The organism is Amycolatopsis sp. NPDC051128 (assembly GCF_040682715.1).
Lineage (GTDB): Bacteria > Actinomycetota > Actinomycetes > Mycobacteriales > Pseudonocardiaceae > Amycolatopsis.
Genome location: NZ_JBFBBN010000004.1, coordinates 60536 through 73697 on the forward strand (window position 1 = coordinate 60536; position 13162 = coordinate 73697).

Consider the following 13162-nt stretch of genomic DNA (forward strand, 5'->3'; position numbering starts at 1 on the left):
ATGGCACGCACGATCAGCTACCGCGAGGCGATCACCGAGGCGCTGGCGCAGGAGCTGGCCCGCGACGAGTCGGTCATCGTCATGGGCGGGGACGACGCCTGGGGCGGTGTGCTCGGCGTCACCAAGGGGCTTGTGCCCAGGTTCCCGGGCCGGGTGCTCGACACGCCGATCTCCGAGTCGGCCGTCGTCGGCGCGGCGATCGGCGCCGCGACGCGGGGGCAGCGGCCGGTCGCGGAACTCGTGTTCATCGACTCCATGGGGGCCTGCTTCGACCAGATCTTCAACCAGGCGGCCAAGTTCCGGTACATGTTCGGCGGCAACGCCCGGACGCCGGTGGTGATCCGCACGATGTACGGCGCGGGGCTGCGGGCCGCGGCGCAGCATTCGCAGTGCCTGTACCCGATCTTCACGCACATCCCCGGGCTGAAGGTCGTCGTGCCGTCGAACCCGTACGAGGCGAAGGGCCTGCTCATCCAGTCGATCCGGGACGACGACCCGGTGATCTTCTGCGAGCACAAGGCGCTCTACGACACCCGAGGCGAGGTGCCCGAGGACAGCTACACGATCCCGTTCGGCGAGGCGAACATCGTGCGTGACGGCGGCGACGTGACGATCGTCGCGATCGGGCGCATGGTCGCGGTGGCCGGAGAAGCCGCGAAAGAGCTTGCGACGTCCGGCATCGAAGCCGAGATCATCGACCCGCGCACCACCAGCCCGCTCGACGCCGAGACGATCCTCGACAGCGTCGGCCACACCGGACGGCTGGTCGTCGTCGACGAGGCGTCGCCGCGCTGCAACCTCGCCACGGACATCTCCGCGCTCGTCGCGAAGGAGGCGTTCGCCGCGCTGCGGGCCCCGATCGAAATGGTGGCGCCGCCGCACACGCCGGTGCCGTTCTCCGACGCGCTCGAGGACCTCTACCTCCCCGACGCGCAGAAGGTGCTCAACGCGGCGAAGGCGGTCGTGGAGTACCAGCGATGATCCGCTGACCCCGGTCCCGCCTCCGGTGGTTTTTGGCCCCGCCGGAGGCCGCCGAAGGGCTCTTCGCCGGCGCCTCCCTGGCCGGCGAAGAGCCCTCTCGCGAGATCGCCCCCATCTTCCGATCAACGGATCGAAAAGGCAGACTGAGGAGGCAGAGCAAGGAGCGGTGGTTGGGGCAACGAGACCTCGAGGCAGCGTTGCCCGCCGGGGCGGACCCCCGGCGGCACGCCCGTGTCCTCGCGCAGGTGCACGAAGCGGCCCTGACCGGCAAGGCGCTGCCCAGCCGTCCCCGGGCCGTCATCGGCGCGTCCTGGCAGCGGATGCGCCGGCTGGGCATGGATCCGGACAGCCGCGCCGCCGCGCCCGTCCTGACCTTCGAAGAGCTCGAAACGCGCCGCCGCACGAGCGGGCTGGTGGCGGCCCTGCCGACGTTGCGCGGCGGCCTGATCAGCCTCGCCGAGCAGGCCGCGCACATCATGGTGATCGTCGACGCGGGCGGCAAGGTGCTCTGGCGCGACGGCAGCGCGGCGGTCCGCCGCCACGCCGACGGGCTCGGGTTCGTCGAAGGCGTCGACTGGCGGGAGGAGGCCGTCGGCACCAACGCGATCGGCACGGCGCTGGTCGCGCGCCGCCCGGTCCAGATGTACGCCGCCGAGCACTACGTCCGTTCGCACCACTCCTGGACGTGCGCCGCGGTGCCGCTGCACGACCCGCGGGACGGCAGGCTGCTCGGCGTCGTCGACCTCTCCGGCCCGGCCTCGACCGTCCACGCGACGACGTTGGCGCTGGTCGACGCCGTGACGCGGCTCGCGGAGTCCCAGCTGCGCACCACCCACCTCACCGAGCTGGAACGGCTTCGCGGCTTCGCCGTCCCGGTGCTCGCGAAGGTCGGCGGGCGGGCCGTGGTGGCCGACGAACACGGCTGGGTCGCCGCGGCCGCCGGGCTCGCGCCGGTCGACCGGATCGCGCTGCCTACCGGCTTCGCGCCCGGCCGGGTCTGGCTGCCGGCGTACGGCAACTGCGCGGTCGAGCCGGTGCCCGGCGGCTGGCTGATCCGGCCCACCGACCCCACCGACGACGATGCGGCCCCGCCCACCCAGGTCGTCCTCGACGTCCGGTCGTCGCGCGAGCCGCGGCTGACGGTGTCGAGCGCGTCCGGGACCTGGACGCACCGGCTCAGCCCGCGGCACGCGGAGATGCTGTACGTCCTGGCCAGCCGCCGCGACGGCCGCTCGGCGTCCGAGCTGTCGTTCGACCTGTTCGGCGACGCCGGCCGCACGGTCACCGTCCGCGCCGAAATGTCCCGGCTGCGCCGCCATTTCGGTGGCATCCTCGGCGCGAAGCCGTACCGGTTCGCCGACGACGTCGAGGTGCTGGTCCGGCGGCCACCGGCCCCCGAAGTCGTGTTGCCGCATTCGCTCGCCCCGGCCATCCGCGGCTGACTTTCTCGCGGGGGCGCCTTTCGAGATCACGTGCTGGTGACAGCGGGCGGTGCAGGTGGCTGTGCCTAGGACGACTCGGCTACCTTCTGCGGGTACGGATTCATACCGAGTTTGGGGGGTCCGGGTGGCGAAGCCCCCGGCGCGGGGCGGAGCCCCGGATGTCACCGGGAGGAATCGGGGATGACCAGCACTGCGACGGCCCCGGGTCCCGCGGCGCCCGCGCCGGGACTCCCACCGTCGCCACCGGACGGCCGCGACCGCGCCGGGGGCCGCAGCGGCCTGCTGGGGCTCCTGGACCTGCCGGGGCAGGGGGTCCGCGCGATCGTCCGGTCCGCCGCGACCACGCCCGGCCGGCTGACCGTGATCGCCGTCGGGCTGGTGCTGCTGGCGCTCGTCGCCGGGCTGGTCGCGACGCTGTCGGTGCAGGACCGCGACGACACGATCACCGGCGTCATCGACCACCGCGAGCCCCTCGCCGCCGCGTCGCAGCAGGTCTACCGGTCGCTCTCGGACGCGGACGCGACCGCCGCCAGCGCGTTCCTCTCCATCGGCACCGAGCCGCCCGAGCTCCGTCAGCGCTACGAGCGGGACGTCGCCGAAGCCGGCGCGGCGCTCGCGAAGGCGGCTTCCGACGCCGCCGACGTCGCCGACGCGGCCGCTCCGGTCGACGTGCTGAACCGGCAGCTTCCGGTCTACACCGGGCTCGTCGAGACGGCGCGGACGAACAACCGGCTCGGCTACCCGGTCGGCGCGTCCTACCTCCGTGAGGCGTCCGAACTGATGCGGGCCGAGATCCTGCCCGCCGCGCAGGACCTCTACCGCGTCGACACCGAGCGGCTGATCGAGGAGCAGGACGACGCCACCGGATTCCCCTGGCTCGCCACCATCCTGCTGGTCGCGCTGCTGGTCGCGCTCATCGCGGCGCAGGTCTACCTGACCCGCCGCACCAATCGGCTGCTCAACGTCGGTCTCGTCGTCGCGACGGCCGCCGTGGTGGTCTCGCTGCTGTGGGGCGCGGTCGCGCTGATCGTGCAGGGCAGCCTGGTCGGCAGCGGCCAGGACGACGGTTCGCACCGCGTCGACGTGCTCGTCCGCGCGCGGATCGCCGCGCTGCAGGCCCGCGCCGACGAAACGCTGACGCTGGTCGCGCGCGGCGACGGCGCCGCGTACGAGCAGGACTTCGGCGCCAACGCGGCCCAGCTGGTCGGCCCGGACGGCCAGGGCGGCCTGCTCGGCGAAGCGCGCGGCCTGATCAAGGACGGCGACGGCGTCGCGAAGGTCGCCGACGCGACGAAGGCCGCGAACGACTGGATGAAGTCGCACCAGCAGGTCCGCGCCCAGGACAAGGCCGGGCAGTACCAGGAAGCCGTCGACTTCGCCGTGCTGGAAGACAAGACCGACGGCTCGGCGCCGGCGTTCCGGCGGCTCGACGACAGCCTCCAGGCGGCCATCGACGTCGGCAGGCAGGAATTCCTCGACGACACCCACAGCGGCGACCGCGCGCTGACGCTCCTCGCGCCCGGCCTCGCCGTGCTGGCGGTCGCTGCCGCCGCGGGTGTCACCATGGGGATCCGGGAGCGACTGAGGGAGTACCGGTGAGCAGGCGGGGGAACACGGTCCGGACGGGCGTGCTGGCGCTCGTCGCGCTCTTGGCGGCGTCCTGCGGCAGCCCCGGGAAACCGGTCGACCCGGCCCCGGTCGGCAACGCGGGGTGGCCGCAGCCAGCGCACGTCGCCGGCCCGGACACATCGGCAGGCGCCGGCGGCGACACCGGCTGCAACCCCCTGGCCAGCCTGGCTCCGGCGGGCACGTCGATCCCGGGCGGCTCGACCATGGCGAAGATCAAGGAACGCGGCAAGCTCATCGCCGGCGTCGACCAGACCACCTACCTGTTCGGGTTCCGGAACCCCACCTCGGGCGACATCGAGGGCTTCGACATCGACATGGTCAACGCCATCGCCCGCGCGATCTTCGGCTCGCCGGAAGGCCGCGTCCAGTTCCGCGCGATCACGTCGTCGCAGCGCCAGGAGGTCTTGCAGAAGCACGAGGTCGACATCGTGGTCCGGACCTACAGCATCACGTGCGCGCGCAAGAAGGAAGTCCAGTTTTCGTCCGTGTACTACGTCGCGGGACAGCGGTTGCTGGTCACGAAGGAGTCGAAAGCGACCAAGCTGGCCGACCTGAGCGGCAAGAAGGTGTGCGCGGCGAAGAAGTCGACGTCCGCGGCGAAGATCGCGACGGACCCGGCCAAGCTGGTGCCCGTTTCGGTGGACAACTGGTCGGACTGCCTGGTGATGCTCCAGCAGGGCCAGGTCGACGCGGTTTCGACCGACGACACGATCCTCGCCGGGATGGCCGCGCAGGACCCCACGCTGCAGGTCGTCGGCGAGCAGTTCACCCAGGAGAACTACGGCATCGGCGTGCCGAAGGACAACGAGGACATGGTCCGCTTCGTGAACGCCGTGCTCGAGAACATCCGCAACAGCGGCGTGTGGCAGGAGAGCTACCGCCGCTGGGTGGAAGCCCGGCTGGGACCGGCTTCACCGCCGTCGCCGCAGTACCAGTGAGCGCGTCGCGACTAGGATCGATCTCCGCGCGCCGGGGATCTGGGAGGTAGCTGTGTCGGAGGAGCCGCGCCGTCCTCGGCACGCCGCGTCGGACGACGAGCCGCGGGTGGCCGCGCCGAGCTGGCAGCCGCCGCCACCGGTGCGGTGGGACACACCGGAACCGTCGATCTCCGGCCGCCTCGACGACGGCGAGCCGTCGGGTGGCTCGGGTGGTTCCGGTGGTGAAGAGACCGTCTTCCACGCCCCCGTCCGCCGTCCGCCGACGCCGCCGCGCGGCCGGCCGGCGGTCGCGCCGATCCCGGGCGCGGACGACCCGACCCGGCCGCCGGGCAGCATCAACCCCGTCGTGCCGCCGCTCCAGCCGACGCAGGCCGTCCGCCCGGACGTGGAAGCGGAAGCGCCGCAACCAACCAGCGTGCTCGCCGCGCCCGCGCCGGAGACCCAGAGCATCATGCCGCCGGCGCCGCGGCCGGAGACCGGCCCGGGAATACTGCCGGACCCGGGCACCGAGAGCGTGCTGCCCGAGCGCACCAGCGAAGGCAGGCACACCGGGACCGGCTCGGGAACCGGCAGCGGCTCGGGTTCCGGCCCCGGCGCGTTCCCCGGCACTTCGCGGCGGACGTCGTCGCGCACGTCGCGGTCGCGGCGCGGCCGGCTCGGCGCCGGGCTGGTCGACGTCCCGCCGGTGCCCGCGCGCGACCCCGCGTCGGCGGTGCTGGCGAACCCGGTGGTGTCGGAGGAAAAGCGGTTCTGCGGCCAGTGCAGTGCGAAGGTCGGCCGGGGCAAGGACGGGGAACCCGGTGCGCCGGAAGGCAAGTGCGAAAACTGCGGTGCGCCGTTCTCGTTCCTCCCGAAGCTGCAGCCGCACGAACTGGTCGGCGGCCAGTACGAAGTGCTCGGCGCGCTGGCCTACGGCGGCCTCGGCTGGATCTACCTGGCGCAGGACCACAACGTCAGCGACCGCTGGGTCGTCCTCAAAGGACTGATCGACACCGGTGACCCGACGGCGCTGGCGGCCGCGGCCAACGAGCAGCGGTTCCTCGCCGAGGTCGAGCACCCGAACATCGTCAAGATCCACAACTTCGTGCAGCACCCGGATCGCCAGAGCGAAACGACCGTCGGCTACATCGTCATGGAGTACGTCGGCGGCCAGTCGCTGCGGCAGCTCGCGCTGGCGCACCACCGGGAGAGCCGCCGTCCGGAGCCGCTGCCGATCGGCCAGGTCATCGCGTACGGGCTGGAGATCCTGCCCGCGCTGGGGTACCTGCACAGCCAGGGTCTGCTCTACTGCGACCTCAAGCCGGACAACGTGATCCAGACCAACGAGCAGCTGAAGCTGATCGACCTCGGCGCGGTCCGCCGGATCGACGACTACGAGAGCCCGCTGTTCTTCACCACCGGCTACAGCGCGCCGGAACTCGCGACGCAGGGCGCTTCGGTGGCGTCGGACCTGTTCACCGTCGGGCGCACGCTCGCCGTGCTGAGCTTCGAGTTCACCGGCTACACGACCAAGTTCAAGACCACCCTGCCCGGCCCCGACGCGGTCCCGCTGTTCGCGTTGTTCGGTTCGTACCACCGGTTCCTGAAGCGCGCGACGCACGCCGACCCGGACCGGCGGTTCCTCTCCGCCGAGGAGATGGCCGACCAGCTCACCGGGGTGCTGCGCGAGATCATGGCGCTCGGCACCGGCAAGCCGCGGCCCGGCGCGTCCACGGTGTTCGGCCCGGAGAGCCGCACGTTCGGGGTGCAGCTGGTGGTGCCGGAGGCCGGGGCCAGCGTGCCGCTGCCCGGCGCGGACGAGGTTGTCGCCGGCCTGCCGATCCCGCAGGTGGACACGGACGACCCGGCGGCGGGCGTGCTCGCCACGACGACCGCGCTCGAACCGCGGGGCGCCATCGAGGCACTGGCCGGCGCGCCGCGGGAGTCGATCGAGGTGCGGCTGCGGATCGTCCGCGCCCGGATCGAGCTGGGCGAGCTGGCCGAGGCGCAGCGGCAGCTGCAAGCGGCGCAGTACCTGGCGATCAAGAACGGGTTCCCGCACGACTGGCGGATCGACTGGTACCGCGGGCTGATCGAGCTGGCGGGCGGGCGTTCGCGGGTCGCGCACGTGGCGTTCGAAGCCGTGTACGACGAGCTGCCCGGCGAGATCGCGCCGAAGCTCGCGCTGGGTGTCAGCGCCGAAGGCGTCGGCGACTACTTCGCCGCCGCGCGGTTCTACGAACTGGTCTGGCGGACCGACCGCAGCTACGTCAGCGCCGCCTTCGGCCTCGCCCGCGTTTACCTCGCGCAGGGCGCGCGGTCCGGCGCGGTCGAGGTGCTCGAGACGGTGCCGCCGTCTTCGACGCACTACGTCGACGCGCAGGTCGCGGCGATCAGGATCAAGACGACGGCGACCAAGGCCAACGGCCGCGAGACCCCGGTCACCGAGCACGACCTGCTCGACGCGTCGGCCCGCCTCGAACGGCTTCGGCTCGACGTCGAACGTCAGACCCGGCTCAGCGCGGGAGTGCTCGAAGCCGCGTACGAGTGGCTTCGCGAGCCCAAGCAGGGCGGTCCGACGCCGGGCGCGCGGGTGCTGGGTTGCCCGCTCGAAGAGCGCGAGCTGCGGCTCGGCCTGGAGCGGTGCTACCGGGGGTTGGCGCGGCTGGCGACCACGATCGAACAGCGCGTCGAGCTGGTGGACCGGGCGAACGCGATCCGTCCCCGCACGCTCACCTGACCAGAGGTCGTGAGTGCGTAACAGTGTTCGAACACCGTTACGCACTCACGACCGGGTCAGGGGTTGATCTCCCAGTCGCGCTCGCGGCGTTCCCGCTGGTTCTTCTCGTGCTGCGCGGCCAGCTTCTGCAGCGCTTCCGGGTCGCCGTGCGTGCTGAAGTGCTCGAAGCCGACCACGATGAACAGCGCCCGCGCGCTCACCGCGATCGGGCCGTCCGCGGCGTCGAGGCGGCCGTCCGCGCTGACGTAGATCTTGCGGCCCGCGATGCCGTCGAGCCGGGCCTCGATGAACAGCGTCGAGCCGACCGGGACCGGGCGGCGGAAGTCCGTCTCGAGCTTGCCGGTCACCGCCGGGCGGCGCATGAGGTTGCCGACCGCCGAGCCGAGTGCCTCGTCGAACGCGCAGGCCAGCAGGCCGCCGTGGGCCAGCCCCGGCGCGCCCTGGTGAGCGGCGGTCACGGTGAAGCGCGAGTGCACGACTTGGCCCTCACCGACGGTCGAGCGCAGGTGCAGCCCGGCGTCGGCCTCGTCGCCGCACCCGAAGCACTCGGTGAAGTGCACGCCGAGCTCGGTGCCCGCGGACGGCGCCTCCGGGTGCGGAACCGCCGGCTCCACCGGCACCGGCGGCCACGGTTGAGAAACACGACTCATGCGCTGACGTTAACTCGCCGGTAGACGCCGGCCGCGTCCGCCCCGTGCGGTATGTCGGCAACGGATATCTCTCAGTAGCCGGAAAGTTCCCCACCGTATTGGATTCCCGGCTCATGCTGCCGACCGCTGGGAGCCGGGCAAGACTGGGCCGATGAGCTCGAACGGCCCGGTGGGCACTGCACGGAGGAGGTCGTCGCCAGCATGAGCGAAGCAGCAGCATCGACGGGGAAACCGTCAGTGGACGAGAGAACCGTCAAGCGCGCCGTGTGGGCGTCGGCCATGGGAAACGCCACCGAGTGGTACGACTACGGCGTCTTCACCTCGGGCGCGATCGCGGTGAGCATCGGCTCGCAGTTCTTCCCCGGCGAGGGAAACGCCGTGCTGAAATCGCTGGCTCTGCTCGCGGTCGGGTTCATCGTGCGGCCGTTCGGCGGGGCGTTCTTCGGGCCGCTCGGCGACAAGCTCGGCCGCAAGCGGGTCCTGGCCATGACGATCCTGCTGATGTCCGGCTGCACGTTCCTGGTCGGCGTCCTGCCGACGTACGCCGGCAGCTACAGCATGGGCATCGCGGCGCCGATCGCGATCCTGCTGCTGCGGATCATCCAGGGCTTCTCCACCGGTGGTGAGTACGGCGGAGCGGCGACGTTCATCGCCGAGTACTCGCCGACGAAGCGCCGTGGCTTCTTCGGCAGCTTCCTCGAGCTCGGCACGCTGGCCGGCTACGTGCTCGGCAACCTCGTGGTGCTCTCCGTGACGCTCTCCCTGTCGGCCGATCAGGTCGACGCCTGGGGTTGGCGGATCCCGTTCTTCGTCGCGCTGCCGCTCGGCCTGATCGGGCTCTACCTGCGGAACAAGCTCGAGGACACCCCCGAGTTCCGCCGGATGGAGGCCGCCGGCGAGGCGCCGAAGAAGGCGCCGCTCAAGGAGATCTTCGTCCGCAACTGGCGGATGATCCTCAACCTGATCGGCATCGTCCTGCTGCTGAACGTCGCGGACTACCTGCTGCTGACCACGATGCCGACGTACTTCACGGACACGCTGAAGATCAACGACAACACGGCGACGCTGATCATCATCGCGGTCGAAGTCATCCAGATGGCGATCATCATCCCGCTCGGGGCGCTGTCCGACCGGATCGGCCGGAAACCGTTGCTGCTCACCGCGGCCATCGGGTTCCTGGTGCTGAGCTGGCCCTGCCTCAAGCTGATGCAGTCCGGCAGCATCCTGTGGCTGTTCGTCGGGTTCCTGATCGTGGCGATCCTGCTCGTCCTGATCCTCGCGGTGATCGGCTCGACGTTCCCGGCGATGTTCCCCACCCGGGTGCGCTACGGCTCGTTCGCGATCGGCTACAACATCTCGACGTCGCTGTTCGGCGGTACGGCCGGGGTCGCCGTGACCGCGCTGATCAAGAGCACCGGCAACGAGGACTGGCCGGCGTACTACCTGATGGCGGCGGCGCTGATCGCGATCATCCCGATCATCAAGATCCCGGAGACGGCCCAGGTGCCGATGGACCAGATCGACACCGAGGACGCCGGCGGGAAGGTGACCTCCGCGGCCGCTCAGCGTTGAGCGGCCGCCGGAAATACGTGTGCCCCGTCCGGATCACCGGGCGGGGCACACGTGTGCCGTGGGTCAGCTCGCGTCGTTCCGAGGAGCGAAGCGCTTGCGGGACCAAGCGGCGAGCGCACCCGCGGCCACGACGGCGATTCCGGTTTCGACGATCAGTGCGGCGAGCACCATGTGCTTCCTCCTCGGGTTCTCGGGCCGGCGCCGAGCGTCCGGCTGAGCGGGGTTCCGGCGTCCGATCGGAACGCCACAGGGCATATCGCCACGAACCGGCCGGATATTTCGTCGAAAACCCACCGTGGCGCGGTGATCCGCACCACGGGCTAGCGCGTCGGTGTCGCCTTCGGTGCGTCCGGCCGGGTTTCGAGCGGGGCCGAGGAGGGTGCCGCGGTCGACTGCGTCGGGCGGCTCGTCGGCCGGCTCGCGGATGGCACCTGCGGGACCAGCGTGCGCCCCGACCGCGGCGTGGTGCGGCCGTCAGGTGCCGTCGACGGCGGCGGGATCGACGTCGCCGGGACAGGGATGTCCGAAGGCGACGGGAGGGGGGCGGTGGTGCCGATCGTGGACAGCCCGGGGCCGGCCGGCATGACCGGCTCCGGCGGCCCGGCGCGGTGACCGGCCAGGAAACCGGCCACCGCGAGGACGACCGCCGTCGCGGCCGAGGTGCCCGCGACCGCGAACCGCTTGCGTCGTCGCCGGACCCGGCCGCCGCGCTCGATCACGTCGGCGGCCTCGAGGCGCATCGGCGGCTGCGTGCCGCCGGCCGCGCCGGTCAGGAACACGCGGACGTCGTCTTCGGGGTCCATGTTCGTCACCTCCCCTCCGTGGTCGCGCTGAACATCAGCGCACCGTAGTGCGGACCGAGCCGGGTGCGCAGCGTCGCCAGGCCGCGGGAGGCCTGGCTCTTGACCGTGCCGGTGCTGCAGCCGAGGGCCTGCGCCGTCTCTTCGACGCTCAGGTCCTCGAAGTACCGCAGCACCAGCACGGCCCGCTGCCTCGGGGCCAGTACGGCCAACGCCTGCCGGACCAGGACGTCCTGGTCGCTCGTGGCGGGTTCCGCCGGAAGCTCCGGCGGGGTGTCGGTGAGCCGCTCCCGTTTCCACCTGCTGCGCCGGTGCTCGGCGAGGAACGTGCGCAGCACGACCTTGCGGGCGTAGGCGTCCAAGGCGTCGTGGCGCGACAGCCTCGGCCAGGCGAGGTAGAGCTTGAGCAGCGCGGCCTGCGTGAGGTCCTCGGCCTGGTGCCAGTCCCCGCAGAGCAGGAAAGCCGTGGACCGCAGGCTGTGCGCGCGCTCGCCGAAGTACCGGGCGAACTCGCCGTCCCACGGCGAGCCCGGCCCGGTCGACGGACGGGAGCGGTTGGTCACCGGGCTACCGGGTCACCCCGATGGCCGGCAGGTGCAGGTCACCGGTCGGCCCGGCCGGGACGGCCCGGGGGACGCGCGGGATCCGGCCCGAGCGGTCGGGCCGGGTCTCGCGCGGCGCGGCCGAGACCGCCGGAACGTTCCTCGGCGTCGGGGCCAAGGTCGGCTCGCCCGGCCGGGTCACCTGAGTCGGGGTCGGGGCGACCGGCGCCTGCGCCTCCGAAGCCAGCGCGATGCCACCGGTCAGGGCGCCACCGGCGAGCACGAGCGCGCCGAGGGTCAGGGCGATGCGGATACGCAAGACAGCTCCTCATTCTCGCGGGCGCGGCAGGGGATCGCCGCGCCTCTGCCCTTAGTCATGCGGCGGGTGATCACCGGGGTTGCACCGGATTTCGCGGGTTTTCGGCGGAAACACGAACGGCCGGGAAGCCCGCGGTGGGCTTCCCGGCCGCCCGGTGTTCGCCGGTGGTTCAGCGGGCGAGCGCCGACAGCTTCTGCCAGCTGGCCCAGTCGTAGGTCCAGTCGCTGTAGTCGCCGTCCCTGGCGTCCAGCGTCTGCGTGCTGCCGGTGATCTCGACCGGGTCGCCGGTGAGCACGCCGTCGTAGTACTCCTTGGCCCGCGCCGGCGACAGGTTCAGGCAGCCGTGCGAGACGTTCTTCTTGCCCTGCGCCCAGACCGACGCGGCCAGGCCGTGGATGAACTCGCCGTTGTTGGAGATCCGGACGGCCCACGGCACCACGACGTTTTCGTAGTTGTACTTCGGGTTGCTCATCGCGTACGAGGCCTGCTTGCCCATCACGACGTGCACGCCGCTGTTGGTGACGCGGCCCGGATCGGCGTCGAGGCCGTAGCTCACCGGGTAGTCGGCGATCTGCTGGCCGTCGCGGATCACCTGCATCGTGTGCTGCTGGGTGTTGCCCTTGACGATCTGGGAGCGGCCGATGGCGAAGCTGGCCGACACGTCCTGCTTGCCGTACACGCCGTCGCCGATCTTGACGCCGTAGATCTTGGCGTTGACCTTCACCTGCGTGTTGGGCTTGAAGTACTCCTTCGGCCGCCAGTGCACCGAGGTGTCGCCGTTCAGCCAGGCCCAGGAGCCCTCGGTCTTCGGCGTCGTCTCGACCGACAGCGCCTTCTCGACGGAGGCCTTGTCGGTGACGCGGCTCGGGAAGGTCAGCGCGATCGGCATCGCGATGCCGTACGTCTGGCCGTCGCCGACGTTCAGGCTGGCCGACACCTGACGCTTCGGCTTGACCGTGGTGAACGCGCCGCCGATGGGAAGGTTCTTGCCGTCGGCGCCCTGCGCCTGGCCGGACCAGGTGTAGGTCTTGCCGTAGCCGAGCTGCTCGGTGGCGCTCCAGCTCTTCTTGTCCGCCGATGTCTGCCCCTGGACCTGCTTGCCGTCCGGGTTGGTCAGGGTGACCGACAGAATCGTGCCGTCGGTGACCTGCACGCCGACCGGCTCGCCGGGCGGCACGTCCTGGGCTCCGGCGGCCGGCGCCACGGTCAGTTTCGCGGGCTGCGCGGTGGGCGCCGGTGCTTGCGTCGGGCCGCCCCCCGAGGCGCCGCTCGCCGAGACAGTCGGTTCACTGCTGCACGCCCCCAGCGCCAGCACGGCGACCAAGCCCAGTGCCACGGCAGCGCCCCGGCGCCGCGTGGAATTCCTCACCGTCAACCCATTCCCCTTTGCCCCTTTTTGGTGCTTCCTCCTCCGAGACGTCCCGTGGACCTGCGACGTTGAGCAGAAGTCGAGTGACGAAGGTCACAGTGGGTCCACGGGTGCTTTTACGGAGGGGGCACGGCCGACTCCGAGCCGTATCCGGTGATCACGGTGTCGCGTGCGGCGCGAGACTACTGGGCGGGTCCGACA

At 71.6% G+C, this 13162-nt stretch carries 11 protein-coding genes; 6 read left to right on the top strand and 5 right to left on the bottom strand.

All coding sequences use genetic code 11. The annotated features are described in order from the left end of the window. The 5 genes from AB0M82_RS06040 (at window position 1) to AB0M82_RS06060 (ending at window position 7709) form a co-directional block, all read left to right on the top strand. Entirely contained in the window at window positions 1–981 is a 981-nt protein-coding gene (locus tag AB0M82_RS06040; RefSeq protein WP_364718118.1) for an alpha-ketoacid dehydrogenase subunit beta, read from the top strand. 170 nt (window positions 982–1151) lie between these two features. Continuing rightward, window positions 1152–2423, top strand: a complete 1272-nt coding sequence (locus AB0M82_RS06045; protein ID WP_364718119.1) for a GAF domain-containing protein — start codon at window positions 1152–1154, stop codon at window positions 2421–2423. A 180-nt stretch (window positions 2424–2603) separates the two neighbouring features. Further along, window positions 2604–4022 (top strand): hypothetical protein, encoded by a 1419-nt coding sequence (locus AB0M82_RS06050; RefSeq protein ID WP_364718120.1) that lies wholly within the window; start codon window positions 2604–2606, stop codon window positions 4020–4022. Next, on the top strand, window positions 4019–4990 hold the full coding sequence (locus AB0M82_RS06055) for a glutamate ABC transporter substrate-binding protein (protein ID WP_364718121.1): 972 nt from the start codon (window positions 4019–4021) through the stop codon (window positions 4988–4990). Before AB0M82_RS06050 ends, AB0M82_RS06055 begins: the two co-directional genes overlap by 4 nt. A 52-nt stretch (window positions 4991–5042) precedes the next feature. After that, window positions 5043–7709 carry a tetratricopeptide repeat protein gene (locus AB0M82_RS06060; protein ID WP_364718123.1) on the top strand — a complete coding sequence of 889 codons (2667 nt, stop codon included), beginning with the start codon at window positions 5043–5045 and terminating at the stop codon, window positions 7707–7709. Between the two features lie 56 nt (window positions 7710–7765). On the opposite strand, the gene AB0M82_RS06065 is transcribed toward AB0M82_RS06060, so the two are convergent. Continuing rightward, window positions 7766–8359 (bottom strand): PaaI family thioesterase, encoded by a 594-nt coding sequence (locus tag AB0M82_RS06065; protein WP_364718124.1) that lies wholly within the window; start codon window positions 8357–8359, stop codon window positions 7766–7768. A 237-nt stretch (window positions 8360–8596) separates the two neighbouring features. On the opposite strand from AB0M82_RS06065, the gene AB0M82_RS06070 reads away from it, so the two are divergent. After that, window positions 8597–9931, top strand: a complete 1335-nt coding sequence (locus tag AB0M82_RS06070; RefSeq protein WP_364718125.1) for an MFS transporter — start codon at window positions 8597–8599, stop codon at window positions 9929–9931. Between the two features lie 320 nt (window positions 9932–10251). Here the strand turns inward: AB0M82_RS06070 and AB0M82_RS06075 are convergent, their stop codons facing one another. The 4 genes from AB0M82_RS06075 to AB0M82_RS06090 all read right to left on the bottom strand — a co-directional run bounded on the left by AB0M82_RS06075 (window position 10252) and on the right by AB0M82_RS06090 (window position 12961). Further along, window positions 10252–10734, bottom strand: a complete 483-nt coding sequence (locus AB0M82_RS06075; protein ID WP_364718126.1) for a hypothetical protein — start codon at window positions 10732–10734, stop codon at window positions 10252–10254. 5 nt (window positions 10735–10739) lie between these two features. Next, entirely contained in the window at window positions 10740–11294 is a 555-nt protein-coding gene (locus AB0M82_RS06080) for a SigE family RNA polymerase sigma factor (protein WP_364718128.1), read from the bottom strand. 4 nt (window positions 11295–11298) lie between these two features. Beyond that, window positions 11299–11592, bottom strand: a complete 294-nt coding sequence (locus AB0M82_RS06085; protein ID WP_364718129.1) for a hypothetical protein — start codon at window positions 11590–11592, stop codon at window positions 11299–11301. 169 nt (window positions 11593–11761) lie between these two features. Next, complete coding sequence (locus AB0M82_RS06090) at window positions 11762–12961, bottom strand: Ig-like domain-containing protein (protein ID WP_364718130.1); 1200 nt, start codon at window positions 12959–12961, stop codon at window positions 11762–11764. Window positions 12962–13162 lie beyond the last annotated feature (201 nt).